This window comes from Methylophaga nitratireducenticrescens (genome assembly GCF_000260985.4).
GTDB classification, from domain to species: Bacteria; Pseudomonadota; Gammaproteobacteria; order Nitrosococcales; family Methylophagaceae; genus Methylophaga; species Methylophaga nitratireducenticrescens.
In genome coordinates, this window is the sequence record NC_017857.3 from 1,215,525 (window position 1) to 1,231,002 (window position 15,478).

The 15,478-nt window shown below is 43.8% G+C and carries 18 protein-coding genes; 4 read left to right on the forward strand and 14 right to left on the reverse strand.

What is annotated here, in order from left to right:
* Positions 1 to 3: 3 nt before the first annotated feature.
* The 6 genes from Q7A_RS05870 to Q7A_RS05895 all read right to left on the reverse strand — a co-directional run bounded on the left by Q7A_RS05870 (position 4) and on the right by Q7A_RS05895 (position 4,918).
* Complete coding sequence (locus tag Q7A_RS05870; RefSeq protein WP_089418511.1) at positions 4 to 582, reverse strand: hypothetical protein; 579 nt, start codon at positions 580 to 582, stop codon at positions 4 to 6.
* 31 nt (positions 583 to 613) lie between these two features.
* Positions 614 to 1,276: an SDR family oxidoreductase gene (locus tag Q7A_RS05875; protein ID WP_014706418.1), complete on the reverse strand. Its 663-nt coding sequence runs from the start codon at positions 1,274 to 1,276 to the stop codon at positions 614 to 616.
* Between the two features lie 183 nt (positions 1,277 to 1,459).
* Positions 1,460 to 2,050 carry a DUF5610 domain-containing protein gene (locus tag Q7A_RS05880; RefSeq protein ID WP_014706419.1) on the reverse strand — a complete coding sequence of 197 codons (591 nt, stop codon included), beginning with the start codon at positions 2,048 to 2,050 and terminating at the stop codon, positions 1,460 to 1,462.
* Positions 2,051 to 2,111: 61 nt separating this feature from the next.
* Positions 2,112 to 3,356: an MFS transporter gene (locus Q7A_RS05885; protein ID WP_014706420.1), complete on the reverse strand. Its 1,245-nt coding sequence runs from the start codon at positions 3,354 to 3,356 to the stop codon at positions 2,112 to 2,114.
* A gap of 247 nt (positions 3,357 to 3,603) precedes the next feature.
* On the reverse strand, positions 3,604 to 4,095 hold the full coding sequence (locus tag Q7A_RS05890) for a hypothetical protein (RefSeq protein WP_041354421.1): 492 nt from the start codon (positions 4,093 to 4,095) through the stop codon (positions 3,604 to 3,606).
* Between the two features lie 124 nt (positions 4,096 to 4,219).
* A complete protein-coding gene (locus tag Q7A_RS05895) occupies positions 4,220 to 4,918 on the reverse strand; it encodes a hypothetical protein (protein ID WP_014706422.1) in 699 nt (232 codons plus the stop codon).
* A 158-nt stretch (positions 4,919 to 5,076) separates the two neighbouring features.
* On the opposite strand from Q7A_RS05895, the gene Q7A_RS05900 reads away from it, so the two are divergent.
* Positions 5,077 to 5,613: a histidine phosphatase family protein gene (locus Q7A_RS05900; RefSeq protein ID WP_014706423.1), complete on the forward strand. Its 537-nt coding sequence runs from the start codon at positions 5,077 to 5,079 to the stop codon at positions 5,611 to 5,613.
* 228 nt (positions 5,614 to 5,841) lie between these two features.
* A complete protein-coding gene (locus Q7A_RS05905) occupies positions 5,842 to 8,148 on the forward strand; it encodes a mechanosensitive ion channel domain-containing protein (RefSeq protein WP_041354953.1) in 2,307 nt (768 codons plus the stop codon).
* 60 nt (positions 8,149 to 8,208) lie between these two features.
* Here the strand turns inward: Q7A_RS05905 and Q7A_RS05910 are convergent, their stop codons facing one another.
* Entirely contained in the window at positions 8,209 to 8,523 is a 315-nt protein-coding gene (locus tag Q7A_RS05910) for a hypothetical protein (protein ID WP_014706425.1), read from the reverse strand.
* Positions 8,524 to 8,928: 405 nt separating this feature from the next.
* Complete coding sequence (locus tag Q7A_RS15190; protein WP_014706427.1) at positions 8,929 to 9,066, reverse strand: hypothetical protein; 138 nt, start codon at positions 9,064 to 9,066, stop codon at positions 8,929 to 8,931.
* A gap of 149 nt (positions 9,067 to 9,215) precedes the next feature.
* Here Q7A_RS15190 and dbpA point away from each other — a divergent pair, with 149 nt between their 5' ends.
* Positions 9,216 to 10,598: an ATP-dependent RNA helicase DbpA gene (gene dbpA / locus Q7A_RS05915; RefSeq protein WP_014706428.1), complete on the forward strand. Its 1,383-nt coding sequence runs from the start codon at positions 9,216 to 9,218 to the stop codon at positions 10,596 to 10,598.
* Positions 10,599 to 10,665: 67 nt separating this feature from the next.
* Complete coding sequence (locus tag Q7A_RS05920) at positions 10,666 to 11,604, forward strand: GGDEF domain-containing protein (RefSeq protein WP_014706429.1); 939 nt, start codon at positions 10,666 to 10,668, stop codon at positions 11,602 to 11,604.
* Here Q7A_RS05920 and Q7A_RS05925 read toward each other — a convergent pair.
* From Q7A_RS05925 to Q7A_RS05950, 6 genes are all read right to left on the reverse strand, one after another.
* A complete protein-coding gene (locus Q7A_RS05925; protein ID WP_014706430.1) occupies positions 11,601 to 12,299 on the reverse strand; it encodes an MBL fold metallo-hydrolase in 699 nt (232 codons plus the stop codon). The two genes, Q7A_RS05920 and Q7A_RS05925, sit on opposite strands and share 4 nt — an antisense overlap.
* 11 nt (positions 12,300 to 12,310) lie before the next feature.
* Positions 12,311 to 13,135, reverse strand: a complete 825-nt coding sequence (locus Q7A_RS05930) for a sulfite exporter TauE/SafE family protein (protein WP_014706431.1) — start codon at positions 13,133 to 13,135, stop codon at positions 12,311 to 12,313.
* A gap of 5 nt (positions 13,136 to 13,140) precedes the next feature.
* Complete coding sequence (locus Q7A_RS05935; RefSeq protein ID WP_041354422.1) at positions 13,141 to 13,668, reverse strand: rhodanese-like domain-containing protein; 528 nt, start codon at positions 13,666 to 13,668, stop codon at positions 13,141 to 13,143.
* A complete protein-coding gene (locus Q7A_RS05940) occupies positions 13,665 to 14,015 on the reverse strand; it encodes an ArsR/SmtB family transcription factor (RefSeq protein WP_014706433.1) in 351 nt (116 codons plus the stop codon). Before Q7A_RS05940 ends, Q7A_RS05935 begins: the two co-directional genes overlap by 4 nt.
* A 165-nt stretch (positions 14,016 to 14,180) precedes the next feature.
* Positions 14,181 to 14,675 carry an aminoacyl-tRNA deacylase gene (locus Q7A_RS05945; protein WP_014706434.1) on the reverse strand — a complete coding sequence of 165 codons (495 nt, stop codon included), beginning with the start codon at positions 14,673 to 14,675 and terminating at the stop codon, positions 14,181 to 14,183.
* 57 nt (positions 14,676 to 14,732) lie between these two features.
* The gene (locus Q7A_RS05950) at positions 14,733 to 15,287 is read right to left on the reverse strand and encodes a TMEM165/GDT1 family protein (RefSeq protein ID WP_014706435.1); all 555 of its coding nucleotides are present in this window, start codon (positions 15,285 to 15,287) and stop codon (positions 14,733 to 14,735) included.
* Between the last annotated feature and the right edge of the window lie 191 nt (positions 15,288 to 15,478).

The following is a 15,478-nucleotide window of genomic DNA, read 5'->3' on the forward strand; positions in this document are numbered from 1 at the left end:
TAATTAATCAGTTTCAGGAATCGAGTTGTCCACGTCAGTTGGGACTATTTCATTTTTGAGCGTGATTAGGCTCTGGTTTATTTGGTTATTAACATGAATTAATTCATTAATTAAATTGAGGCTTTCAGTGTTTTGTTGGATCGAAATTTGAATAGTTTCTACGTGCTTATGTAATTCCGAGTCTGAGTAGGTTAGCCCCGCAATAAGAGTATCTAGTTGTTTTGATGAGCTATTATTAAAATAGATAGCACTTGCTGAACCTATAAATGAAATCATCAATGCAGCTACAGCAAAAAGGGTTGCATTTTTAGATGCTTTTCTTGCTTCTTTCAGTTCTTCATACTGAATTAATCGAAACTTGTCTTTTACACTGAAATAAACAGATGGATATGGCGGCTTTTTATTATAAACAGTATAGAAATTAACCGTATTGTTATAGAAAATTTCATTATGGTGGGTTTGAAGTGCAAATTCTTTTAATTTCTCATTTGTAAGATTTAATTCAAGTTGAAGCTCTTGAAGAGTAAATTTCCTTTTTTTTTCAGCAAACTTTAACGCCTTTATATAAACATCTTCTTCCATAAGATAATTCCTTATCTATTCACGCGTTGTTTTAGCCCAACCGACCTTTTACCGATTTTATAAAAGCTTGCTGAATTGGCATTTCACCCTGATATAACTCTTCAATCTGATTTACTGTTTCGGAATGATCCAGGCATTGCAAAATGCAGGCTGCTACATCAGCACGGGAAATAGTTTGTTGTTCTTGATCGGTTGGGCGAGTGGTGGTGATTTTACCGGTTAATGGACCATTAATTAATCGGCCGGGGCGCAAAATAGTATAAGGCAGGTGGCTTTCTATGAGGTGTTTATCGGCAAAATGTTTGCAGACGTTGTAATGCTTGATAGCCGTGGAGCCGTGTTCGGGATCACCAGCATCACGCGAGCTGACCATGACAAATTGTTTGATATCGTGTTGTTTGGCTTTATCTATAGCTTTGCAGGCGCCCCATAAATCCACCAGGATGGTTTTATCAGCACTGGTTTTACCACCTGAACCGGCTGTAAATACAACCTTGTCACAATCTGCAAATGCTTGATCTGGTATATCGGCTTCTAGATCAGCTATCACTATTTCAGCGCCCATTTTTTCAAATTCGGTGGCTTGATCTGCTTTGCGAATCATGGCTTTGACTGGCATTTTCTGCTCAGCCATCATTTGAATCAATAATTTGCCAATTTGACCGTTGGCGCCGATGACGAGTGTCTTATCCATGCTGCTCTCCTGTAGCTGAGTCACTGGATGATTCGAGGACATGCGCAATCCCGAATGCATATTAAAACAGAGTATGGCGAGTATCAGCTAGAACTCAAGGGGGGAGGGAGAAATCAGGATAGAAATAGTTAACATTACACACAAATAAATCGCCACCCGAACGGGTGGCGAAAAAGCATTATTTTAAGCTTCTTGAGAAGCTTGATAATTTTGTAGGAAGGACTGTAAACCTTGCTGAACTAGATCGTAGGTTTTGTCGATATTGCTGGCAATGTCACCTTCCAGTACGTTCAATCCACCAAGAATATCGCGGGCTTCTTTAAATCCCTGCTCAATTCCACCACCAATCACTTTCACAAATGATTCAAGTGCTTCATCTAGTGGCATATCCTGACGGGTACTGTAATAGGCATCAAAAAAAGCAGTGCTCATTTGCACGATCCGTTCTGAAGTGGCTTCAGGTGAAACATCAATACCTTGGTCGTAGGCTTTTTGAATAGCGTTATCACCAAACTCAGCTTTTAAAGAATCATTGATACCTTCCAAAGCCGTTTTGTAAAGCAATGCCATCGCACCATCGCCATTACCTTCGCTGATGTTGAACGACACTTTTAAAATCGACAGATTCAGTTGGCTATTGGAATCAGCAACAGAAAACTTTTTTTCCTGTGCCATGACAGAAATTTGTTGGCCAAAGGGGGCATCCTGTTTATTGACGGGATCCTTTGCCATCGAGCTTACGGTTTGCCCAAACGGGGCAGTATTAATAGCCATATTCTTGTCCTTAATTAGAACTACGCTAAGGTTAGCGGCCCATTGAATACTGACTTTAATTTTAATTTTCAGCGTCGCTAAAAGCTTTCTCTGCTTCACGAATTGGTGCCAATGCCAGGCACCAGCCTATAGCCATAAATACCAGCATTCCCATTAGGATGGCTTCAAATTGGACCCCACCATCAATCAGGAAACCTAATACCGCGGGTGCCAGACCGGTTGAAAACACCATAAAAGCTGATTTGACACTTCGCACGTGGCCTAAATGTTCACGACCCCAAAGTACGACTAATAAACTATCTACCACCGGCGATGACATGCCAAGTGAAATACCTGCACCAATCATTAGAATCAAAACACCCGCATTGCCCCCCATTAATACAGCCAAAATAATAGCTAATGCAAAAGGTGCCAGGTACAAGCGAGCTAGAAGCGATACTCCTAATTCATCTATCCAGCGGCCTCCAAGTAATGCTCCCGGAAAACGAGCAATGCCCATTGCCGTTAAACCTAATGCATATGCGGTGGTGGTGGCATTTAAGTCTATGGTCATTTGAGACTGAAAAATAAAAATGCCGGTTAAAGTGACTGGCAAAGCCATGGTTAATGGAATAATCAGCCAGAAACGTTTTTCCAGCATCGGATTGGGGCCTTTGATTTTGTTACCACTGCTATCACGTTTGATTTCAGGAGCTTCAGGCCATTTAGCCAAAAGCAGTAACATCAACCAAATGAGAAAAATGACGACGGCCACCGCCCACCAGATTTGCTGCCAGCTCAGCCAACCAATAAATAATGCGATAACTGGCGCCAGAATAATTTCACCCAGTGGCATGCCAAGACTCACTACCCCCAGAGCCCGACCACGATTAATGGTAAATTCGCGGCCTGCTAAGGTACTGCCAAAATGGGTCATCAACCCTTGACCACATAACCGTACCAAGCCCAGACCAAATAAGGCTGGAATCAGCCATGGTGAAGTGGTCAGTAAAATCACGCCCGCCAATAATGCTGTCAGCACTAACAAGGCATATCGCCGGGGGGCAATCCAATCCAGCTTTTGGCCGAAATATAACACCAGAAATCCGCTTGCCATGGTCAGTGCGGCATAAACAGCCCCAAACTCACCTGCTGATAAGTTTAATGAGTTGGCGATATCAGACTGAAACAAACCAATGAAAAAGCTTTGTCCAAGATTGCCAGTGAAAAGCGCAATAAAACCAATAGCCAGTAAACCAAACTGGCTGCGGATCAAACTGAAATAACTGTTAGCTTGAGGAGAAGTCATAAATTCCGATGATTGCATAAACAGGATGGCTCTTTCCCGACAGAGAAAAAGTATATGCTTGGAAATTATAGAGCAGAGATCTTTATCAGGCGAGTTTACTCAAAAGATCAGTGTCCTCTTTTCAACCGCAATCGCAGGGCTAGGACGATTTTATTCTTCAAACGGCGTTAGAAATGACTGATGCAGAACATCTACATCACATCATTTCCGCCTTGTTGGAAAAAATGAGCCTCCAGCAGTGGTGGCTCTGAAAAATAAACAGACCCTAAAGCCTTAACAGGTTTTGAATGATTTCGTCTTCAGTTTTACCCTGAGTGCGAAGGTTGTAATAGTACTGGCAAAGCGCCGAAAAGCTATGTGGAGTCTGTAATGTCGGAAGTTTAGTAAACCATTCCAACCGGTTTACCGCCGTTTCTTTAATGTTATGTTCGAACAGCATATCTTCCAGCTGGGCGGCACGATTGGCAATCATCCGATGACTTTCATCAAACCGGTTGGCAGCGGTGATGAGTAGTTCTGCTGTACGTTCAATTTCAGCTGTTTCATCGTTTATTTCTGCACGACTGCGTTTTACCAGCCACTCCTGGGGCGACATTTCCACTTGTCCATCAAGCCATAGGGGGATTTCGTTTTCATCGATTATTGGTGCAGCTTCCATTTGCGGGGTGTCATCATTGTTTTGATCGCAAGCGATTAACGAAAACATCAACAGTAAGCATAAGAATAATGATGTTAAAACCTTGGGCCAATTGTACATATACACTCCAGAAAAACTTGCTGATGAACAGCAATCTAACGGCATACTAGAGTGCTATGGATGAAAGCGCATCAGAGATAATCCTGATATGTTAAGGAAGATATCACAAGGTGCTTTCCAGTCATTAATCCGGGAGATTGGATTTAGTCGGTGCCGTTTTTCTTTTTTTGATAAATAGTCGTGGATTTTTGACGATAAATGACCAGATCCAGCGTTCAAGAAACGATTTGGCTTGAGCTTTTTTCAAGTAGCCGTAGCCAAGTACTGAAATAAACAAAGCGCCTATTGCATCCACAATCAGGTCATACATGGTGTCAGTTAAGCCTGAGTAATCACCGAACATGGGTTTTTGCATATTCATCCCAAAAATTTTATCCATGGAAAATTCAAATATCTCCCACAAGGCCCCCATCCCCAAAGCAAACATAAAAGCAAAAAATGCTATAAACCCCGGCATCATCTGTAAATGGATAAATTCATTTTCATTAAGCAGATAAACCAGCAGGAAGCCAATAATACCTAACAGAAAACCTGAGCCAGCGTGCAAAGCAATATCCCACCACCAGAACTTGGTGTAATAGCCATGTACTTCACCCAGAAATACCGATGCAAAGACAAAGGCAATTGCCAGAAGTTGAAATACAGCTGGCACATGAACATTGAATTTTCTGGCCAGTAACACAGGAAATAAGCTGATGATAATAATGCCGAAAGTCACTATCGCATTAAGCCATTGTTGTTCCCAAATTGACCCGCAGAATCCGGCGAACAGAATAAACTGCAACAGTAGTGTCAATTTTTTAGGCATGGATTGAGGTGTCATTTATGCTCCAGTTGCGCTATTTCTATCAAACATTTGTCACGTGCAGAACTGTTTTCTGTTTGATGCATCAATATCCGTATTAGTGTGATTCAGTAAATTAACGTTCATTGTTAATGGTAACTAAATTAATTTACTTTAGATTACACCGAGAGGTTTACATGGATAACTTGCTTACACTGTTGCGATACGGCCTGTTTTTATCGCTGTTTTATTCAACGACCAGTATGGCAGACCAAGTGATTATTTTGCGCCATGCGCTAGCCCCTGGCGTCGGTGATCCCGAAGGGTTTGATTTGGCAGAATGCCAGACTCAGCGGGTATTGTCTTCTGAAGGACATCAACAAGCGCTTGAAATAGGCCAAAAACTTCGCAAATCAGGTATTAATGAGGCAGAGGTTTTCTCCAGTGAATGGTGTCGTTGTCTGGAAACTGCAGAGTTACTGGGATTTGGTCCACCGCAAAAGCTGAAAGCGCTGAATTCATTTTTTCACGTATCAAATCGCCATCTAAAACAACAGTTCCTGCAAGATTGGAAAGCGCATATCAGTGAAGCGAAAACCATTAAAACCAAGGTTTATATCACGCATCAGGTCAATATTTCCGGGCTTCTCGATAAGTTTGTGTTATCGGGAGAGGGCGTAGTGGTGGAAGTGAATGAACAGGGACAACTGAAAATTGTATCGGTTTTGCAATGAACCCTTTCGCCTCGATAGGGTCACAGGGACGTGGCTCTTTCATAGGGCCTCTGTTGTGAATGAAAGATAAACAGACCCTACATTTGTTAAGCTGTCGATAGCAATCAAATTGACAGCTTGAATCAATCATTGATCGCTACCTTCGCATCAATCTAAAGCCCTCTGGGCAAATAATAAATTCAAAAAAATCAAACAAAAGGAGATCACAGTATCGTGTGGATTTTTGATATGAAATGGAAGTTAACTTCAGCTCTGCTGGTGACGTTGTTGTTAACATTCAGTTTGATAACCGAAGCGGCTTGGGCCGAACCTGCAACTCCTCCCAATAACGAAAAACATTACTCAGCGCTTGCTGACACACTCGAAAATGAACAGTCCCGTGAAAAACTTATCGCAGAATTACGCGAATTGGCACAGGCAGCTGAAGCAATGGATGAAGAAGCCACTTCAGAAGAAGTGGTTGATGAACCAACGTTTGCCAGACAGATTGCCAATACGACTCAATCCGTTGCGCAGCAGATTGTCTCAACAGTCGGGGTGGGTTTTTCTGCTGTAGCCGCAATAGGTTCTGATGAAGCAGGCACATTTGACGGGCAGAACATGCTGGATGAAAGCTTCTTTTTACTGGTGGTGATTGCCAGTACGTTATTAATGTTTTATGTGCTGCGAAGTCTGGCGCGCCATGTTTTTCGTCGTGCCAATGATTGGGCTGAAGCGGAGGGTGACTATCCGGAAATTCGTAAATTCAGCACGATTTTACTGGCAGCCATAGTAGACTTACTCACAGTAGCCTTAGCATGGGTAGCTGGTTATGCCGTTGCCTTGTTTGCCGTTGGCAGCAATGGGGAAATGAATGTCAGTCAATCGCTATTCCTCAATGCGTTTTTGGCGATTGAAATATTTAAGGTGATTCTCCGTACGGTATTTGCTGGACGTGATGATGCACTGCGTTTATTACCAATATCTGCCGAAAGTGCCACTTACTGGCATATCTGGTTAGCACGTTTAACCAACTATATCGGTTATGGCATGTTGCTGATTGTGCCATTGGTCAATCTGAATATTAATCCGGTAGCCGGCCAGTTGGTCAGTGTACTGGTGGTGTTAAGTGCATTTATCTATGCAGTTGTTGTGATCATGCAAAACCGTGTATCGGTTAAACAGCGTTTGCTCTTTCATGCACAACAATCCTCATTCAGCTTTTCAAGAGTCAGTTTGGGGATCCTGGCACGAAGCTGGCACATTCTGGGAATAGTGTATTTTGCAGTGTTAGCCGTAGCTTTATTACTGCGTCCGGAGGAAGCCCTGCCAATGATGCTAAAGGCCACTTTCCAGACGATTCTCGCGCTGGTGGTTGGTGGATTGCTGGCGAAGTTCCTGGCGAAAACCATTGGTCGTCCGGTACATGTTTCAGAAGATTTGCGTTCACGTTTTCCGATGCTGGAACAACGGGTAAACGGGTTTGTACCAAATATCTATAAAACCTTACGAATTTTGCTGGTGGTTGTTGTTGCCGCCGTCATTTTGGATGCCTGGGGAATATTCAGTCTTACGGCATGGATGGCCTCAGAGGCGGGTATACACACTATCGGTACATTGATTAGTGTGGCTGCAATTCTGGTTGGAGCGATGGCAATATGGATTGTTTTGGCAAGCTGGATTGAGCACCGGCTTAATCCTGGTGATGAAACGCATTTGCCAACGGCAAGAGCCAAAACATTACTGACCATATTCCGTAATGCAGCGGCTATTGCACTTATCATAATGACCGTGATGATTGTTCTGGCTGAAATTGGTGTCAATATTGGACCATTACTGGCTGGTGCAGGTGTGCTTGGTTTAGCCATTGGTTTTGGTGCTCAGAAACTGGTGCAAGATATTATTACCGGGATTTTTATCCAAATGGAAAATGCCATTAATGCAGGTGATATTGTTACTGCAGCAGGCATCACTGGTACGGCGGAGAAATTGACAATCCGTTCTTTAGGGCTGCGGGACCTTTCAGGAACCTATCATCTGATTCCATTTTCATCGGTAGATACTGTGTCTAACTTTATGCGCGAGTTTGCCTATCATGTAGGTGAATATGGTGTGGCATATCGTGAAGATACCGATCAGGTGATTGTGCATCTGCGTGAAGCCTTTGCCGAGTTAATGGCAGATGCCGAGCAGCGTGAGAAAATTCTGGTCGATGAGCTGGAAGTTCATGGTATTACTGCTCTGGCAGATAGTTCAGTCAATATTCGGGTACGGATTAAAACCCTGCCGGGTACGCAGTGGGGTGTAGGCCGGGCTTATAATCGTCTGGTGAAACAGCATCTCGATGCAGCAGGGATTGAGATTCCATTCCCGCATATGACCATTTACTTCGGTCAGGATAAAGATGGATCGGCTCCACCTGCGCCGCTGAAAATGATCGGAGATTCGGAGTCAAATTCTGCCATTCAGTTAGAGCAAAAACCTGAAAAAACAGAAAGTTCAAAATCATTGAAATCCAACCCCAAGGATAAGCAGGATTTTGATGAAGAACATTAGGGCTAAATTGGCTAGTACTACAAAACACCCTGTTAATTTCAACAGGGTGTTTTGTTATGGCTAACCGTTCAGACGTTGCTGTATAAATCGCCGCATATTCCGGGTGCTGGTGCAGTTATCGCATTCATCAAGTGTGGTTTGTATTGTTGATTGTGCTGAGAGGTAATCCTGTTTCAAATAAAGCAAGATAACGGTCATCAGTGTTTTATTCTGATAATTGGCCAGTAAATCATCAACGACCAACCGCAGACCTGAATCAGCACTGAAATATCGCAGATCACTGGTATCGGCAATCAACGCCAGATTTAACGCCCAGAATGCTTTATCAGACTCACCTTGCAAAGCTGTTGCCAGAGCAAAACCAATTTTGGGCAAAGAAGCTTTGGGATCTTTTTGGGAGTGTGCTTTAAAAGCATTTATCGCTGTTGTCGACTCATAGCGTGATAACGCTTCCCAGCCATCAATATTGGAATAATTGGAAATAGACGAAGTGGATGGAGAAGCAGGCCGTGCTGCATTGGTTGTATAGCGTTTTACCGGCTCCGCATCTCGATAACCCTGAGAATAAATAACCGGTGCAATCAGGGTGATACTGTTACTTCGAAAACCATAATAGCCTGATCGATGACGAGGCCGGGTAGTATCGTAATGTCAATAATACGGTTTATAACGAGGTTGTTTAAAGTGGTTCAGTCTGGGATCCAGTCCAAATGAACGGTGACCGGTGATGCCGATTGATGGATGGCGGTAATGCCGGTTGCCAGAATAGCCATGGTGAGGTCAATTATGCAGATTCTGACCAAGTTGCACGTTCACCGACACATCGGCATAACTGTTTTGACTGGGCACAAGCAGCATAAGCCCGCTAAGCAGGCTGGCGCTGAAAACGGAAACAAATAGGGTTTTACTGAATGACATAGCCATTACCTCACAGTTGACTGGCTGATAATCATCAGACTGGTAACCGTGTTGATGGTTCGTTGCCCTGAATGTGAATTCAGGTAAAGCAATGTTTCAGCGAGCTTTTTGGTATCATGCGCGCTATCTTTTCTTCTTTAAAGTTCCTCATGTCTGCTACTGATTTTTCATCGTTAAATTTACCTGCCGAGCAATTGGCTGTTCTTGATTCTCTTGGTTATAAGCAAATGACCGCTGTTCAGGCACAAAGCCTGCCGTTAATTCTGCAAGGCAAGGATTTGATTGCCCAGGCCAAAACCGGCAGTGGTAAAACCGCCGCCTTTGGTATTGGCTTATTACAAACTATTCAACCGGATTTCTTTGCTGTTCAGGCGCTGATTATTTGTCCTACTCGTGAATTAGCCGATCAGGTCGGTAAAGAGTTGCGCCGTTTGGGGCGTGGCATACCCAATCTGAAACTGGTGATGTTATGCGGCGGTAAACCGTTAGGACCACAAATTGCCTCATTGGAATATGGTGCACATATTGTGGTTGGTACACCTGGACGGATTCAGGATCATCTTAAAAAAGCCACCCTGAAACTCAATAAAGTCAAAACCGTGGTGCTGGATGAAGCCGATCGCATGCTGGATATGGGCTTTGTTGATGCGATGCAGGAAATCATTGGTCAGACGCCAAGTTCCAGACAGACCTTGTTATTTTCAGCGACGTTTCCCGACAGCATCAAACAGATTAGTCGCAGCATACAACGCGATCCGGCACGGGTAACGGTTGAATCACAACATCAACAGGCTGTAATTGATCAGTTGTTTTATGAGATCAAAAAACATGAACGTAACAATGCCTTGTTAATGTTATTCCAGCACTATCAACCCAAAAACGCCATTGTGTTCTGCCACACCAAAATACAGTGCGATGAAGTCGCTGAGATGCTAAGAAATAAAAAAATCGATGCTCAGCCAATTCATGGTGATTTGGAACAGCGTGAACGAGATCAGGTGTTGGTGCGTTTTGCCAACCAGAGCTGCCCGGTTTTAGTTGCCACCGACGTGGCCGCACGCGGGCTGGATATCAAAGCAATTGAAATGGTGATCAATTATGAATTGCCCCGCGATCCCGAAGTATATATTCACCGCATTGGACGTACTGGTCGGGCGGGGGAGTCTGGTCTGGCAATGAGTCTGGTGGCTGAAGCTGAAGTACCACGCATGCTAGCGATTGAGAAATATCAGAAAAAACCGTGTCGCTGTGATGTGCCGGCTTCATTGGATCGTGATGACAGTTATACGCTTGAAGCCGATATGGTAACTATTCAGTTGGATGCGGGGCGTAAAAATAAACTCCGTCCTGGCGATATTCTGGGCGCTTTAACCGGTGATGCCGGGCTTGATGGCGCTGATATCGGCAAAATTGATATTTTTGATATGTCGAGTTATGTCGCGGTGAGTAAATCTGCATTGCGACAGGCAATGAATTACTTGGCTGATGGCAAGGTTAAAGGTCGCGCTATTCGCACCAGAAAAATTCGTTAAAACGCGTCATAATGATCCCAAATTATGGAAATAAGTTCTCTTTGCTTAAGTTTTTGCGAGTGCTGCCATGACCGACTTGATCAATGATGTTTCAACTGAAAACGATGTTTATAAAACCCTGCTGGAATCGACGAAAGCCATTCCCTGGAAAATAGACTGGGCCACCCTGCAATTTGTATATATAGGCCCTCAAATTGAAGCGTTGTTAGGTTGGGAACCATCAAGTTGGAAGTCTGTTGAGGATTGGGCAGCACGGATGCATGCAGATGATCGGCAATGGGTGGTGGATTTTTGTGTTTCCCAATCTAAGTCAGGAATCGATCATGAAGCGGATTATCGCGCACTGACAAAAGAGGGTAACTATGTCTGGATCCGTGATGTCGTGCATGTGGTCCGCAAAGAAAGTGGTGAGGTCGACTCCTTAGTTGGTTTTATGTTTGATATCAGCGAGCGCAAAAAAACCGAGCAGGAACTGATAAAGCTGCAAAAAGAACTGGAAGAGCTTTCCTTTAAAGATGGGCTGACCGGTGTGGCCAACCGCCGGATGTTTGATGCTGTTATTGAAACGGAATGGCTTAAAGCCCGACAAAATAAACAGCCATTGTCGTTGATCATTATTGATATTGACTTTTTCAAAGAATATAACGATTTTTACGGGCATTTACAGGGTGATGACTGTCTGAAGCAGGTGGCAACAACCTTAAATAATATCGCCACCCGATCAAGAGATTTCTTCGGCAGATTTGGTGGTGAAGAATTTGTAATGTTATTACCTGAAACGGATGAAAACGCTGCCTGGGCGTTGGCAGAACGTTGCCGACAATCTTTGTTTAAAAAACAGATTCCGCATGAAAATTCAAAAGTCAGTCAATTGCTCACCATCAGCCTTGGAGTCAGCACAATGATTCCATCGCAAGATGATGAGCATAATGAATTAATCAGCAGAGCAGACAAACAGCTTTATCAAGCCAAGCAGAAAGGGCGTAACTGCATTCAATCGGCTTAAACTAGATTACCGCATGCGCGATTAGCCGGTACGGCAACATCCATCATTTTAGGATTGGGCAAGTTCAGATTGTCCATAATGTTCTTATATTCAATAACATCCTTCACTTGCAAGCGAGGATTATGATCGCGTTCTTCACCAATCGTGCTGACCATCCACCCCTTATAATCATGTGCCGGATAGACCCAGGTGTCTTCTGGAAAATTCAATAACTTGTCGAACAGGCTGCTGTATTGGTCGATGGCACTGCCATTTTGAAAATCAGTACGACCTGTACCGCGAATCAATAAGGTGTCGCCAGTGAACAAATAGGGTTGTCCTTCATGCTCCAACAGAAAGCTGTATGAGTCATCGGTATGTCCTGGAGTATGTAAGGCAGTGAGCTTGATATTGCCGACCACAATTTTACTTCCATCATGGAAACTATCATTGGCACAGGAAGCGTTTGCTTGTTGTCCCATGTAAGTTTCACACCCTGTGAGTTCTCGCAGCTTGCCAAGTGCCGTAATGTGATCAGCATGGGTATGGGTATCCATTGCTACTTTCAGTGTTAAACCAAGTTCGTTTAATAAACGAATATAGCCTTCCGTTTCGTCAATCACCGGATCAATTAATAACGCTTGTTTACTATCTGTATCGGCAATCAAATAACTGTAGGTAGATGAATTTTTTTCAAATAATTGTCTGAATAACATAGTGATTCTTCCTATTTTGTTTGCAGATAAAACAGTGTTATTGCCACCAGAAAAAGACCAATGGAAAAGACTTTCTGCAGATGCGCATTGGCAATTCTGTGACTGATCAGTTGTCCTGCATACATCCCTGTCAGTCCTCCGGCAATGAGCCAGGCCAATGACATAAAAGGTAAATAATTGATTTCACCGAATGTGAGATGTGAAATAAAGCCGATACTGCTAATCAGCGTGATAACCACTAAAGACGTACTGACAGCCTGTACCATGCTGACCTGGCTCAGTAACAGCAGTAGGGGAATGATTAAAAAACCGCCGCCCACGCCGAATAATCCGGATAATATGCCGACCAAAAATCCACCCAGCAATAACCCCCCCATGCATCTTGGACGCAGCTGAAATTCACCGTTGGGACTGAATTTACACAGAACACCCTTTGCATTATCCAGCGATAAATGACTGCTTCGCACCACCTTGCTGGCTTCCGGCATCGTTGTGGCTGTTAACCACATACGAAGAGCGATGATGACTGCCAGCAGGCTAAACCCTGTCACCAGCATCATTTCACTTAACCTTGAGGCGAATATTTGGCCTAATGGCGCACCTAACATTCCGCTACCGGCTAATAACGCTGCAGGTTTCCACAAAATAGTGTGATTATTGAAATTTCGGGCACTGCCATACAAAGTAATCGCGGCGACTGCGGCTAACGATAAAGTCACAGCTTGATGAATTGAAACACCACCCAGCATTATCAGTAATGGCACCGCAAACACCGAGCCACCGGCTCCAGTAAGGCCAAGCAGCAGGCCAATTACAATGCCAATTAGTAGCAACATCGAGGTTATTTATTCCATGGCATTTTTGCGAGGATCAGACCCATCGCACAGCTATCGGTGATCCCTGAAAACATCAGTCCTGCGCCGACAAAACCTGATAAGGCAAACCAGGCTGAATGTACAAATAAACCAGCAAGCACGCCGGACAACACCAAAGTACCTGCAGCAATACGCACTTGGCGTTCGATAGAAACCGTTTTACCTTGTGTCACTACCCAGTTTGGATTCATCTTCTCAATGGCCTGGATTCCACCTTCGATAACCACTATCGAGGATGGGATTTGTCCCTCTAATTGTTTGGCAGCCATTTCTGCGCGTCGCCCCGAGTGGCACAATAAGAAAATTTTTTCTGGTTTTTGTTCATTTATGGCTTGTTGCAGAGTATTAACCGAAAATGTTTGTAATGGTATATGAACGGCACTAGGCAAAAATTTTGCCTTAACTTCGGCCGTTGTCCTGACATCGACAATACATACGTCGGCAGGCGTATGGTTTAAAAACACCTGGTCAGGCTTTTCAATAGAATAATTCATAATTTTTCTCCGCATTGAGTTGTTTGATATTCAGGACAATAAAGTGATTGCAGTACAGCAATGATACGAATCGCGGCATCACCTTTAAGGCGATAAAAGACGGTTTGTGAAGCTTTTCGCGTTTCGACTAATTCGGCATGACGCAGGCTGGCAAGGTGTTGTGATAAGGCTGACTGGCTAAGCGGTATCAGATGATTGAGTTCACTGACAGCCAACTCTTGATTGCCCAAAGCACATAAAATCATTAAGCGGTGTTCATTACTCATTTGCTTGAGTAAATCAGCGGCTGCTTTGGCATGAGTTTGCATTTCGTTCAAGTCAGAAAAAGACGGAGATGGCTTGCTCATGGACAGTCCTTACAAAAATACGTCCACAAACAATATCAGCATTTACTAAATTAGTAAATTCTAAATTAGAAAATGCTGTTTAATAAGCAAAGAGCAGATTATTTGGGATTTAATAAGAAAAAGCTGGCGAGTACCCAAGCAGCTCGCCAGCTGAAAAGCGTTAATTTATAGTTTGACGAATTCGCCGACCGGCACGTCCGACATAACTTTTTGTAGATTATTGGCGCTCAATGCCAGCGCATAACCTAAAACGCCACTGCCTATAATCACCTGATCAAATTGAAATGCGCTGTTATCGGCCAATACCGTAACTGTTTCAGGCAAAGCGATGGGAGGCACTGCACCAACGACATAGCCTGTTGCTTCTGAGACTTCATCAAACTCGGCCATGCGTAGTTTTTTCTCACCAAGCTGTTTGCGAAGCGCTGCCCAATCTGCTCGTCCGCCGCCGGCTACGGCTAACAGCACAAATTTATCCGAGCCAGTCTTAAATAATAAGCTGCGCACCACAGAGTTGGGATCTCGTCCCTGACCACTGAGTAATTCTTCCAGATTGCGGATAGGTTTTTTATCCTCACTGAGCGGAATTTCAATCACGTCATAATGAATGGCGTTGTTTGCCAATAACTCAGTGACCGGAGAGCTGATAGTCTGGCTCATGGATTCTCCATAGATGGTGTTAAAAGTAGCTACTTTATGAATTAATCACTCAAACTGTCAAAGCAACAATGTCATTATCCCCAGCAACATAAACACAATTGACGCCGTATAACGTGCAGCATTCAATGGTAGTTTCTGCATCAAGCGATGTCCGAAAAGAACGATTGGAACGTTAGCCAACATCATGCCAGTAGTGGTACCGAGGGTTACCAGCAGGAGTTGCTGATATTGTGCTGCAAGAATGACTGTTGCGATTTGGGTTTTGTCACCGATTTCAGCCAGAAAAAATAATACCACCGTTGAAATAAAAGCCCCATAACGATTGAGATTTGAAGAAGCATCATCTTCTTTATCGGGAATTAATATCCATAAGGCGACGGCAATAAAACTGATACCAATCAGTAACCGGCCCGTTTGCGGGGAGATAAATTCAGTGACCCACACCCCCAGCCAGGCAGATAGGCCATGGTTAAGCAGGGTAGCGACTAAAATACCAAAAATAATGGGAATGGGAGAACGGAAACGGGCTGCGAGAAATAACGAAAGAAGTTGGGTTTTATCGCCGATCTCCGCCAATGCGACGGTTGAAGTTGAAACCAGAAAAGCTTCCATGATTTAGTTACTCAGGCGGGATAAAAAACCAAAGGCAAATAGCAGCTACCCGCCTATGGAGCTGTTATTTGCCTCAGGTCTTGCCAATGCCACTCGTCAGAATGACACGAATCTGCCATGTGTCTTGAGGACACAAGTATGTTGACAGATTCACGCACTAGGACCTGTTTATTCTTAGAAATAAACAGGCC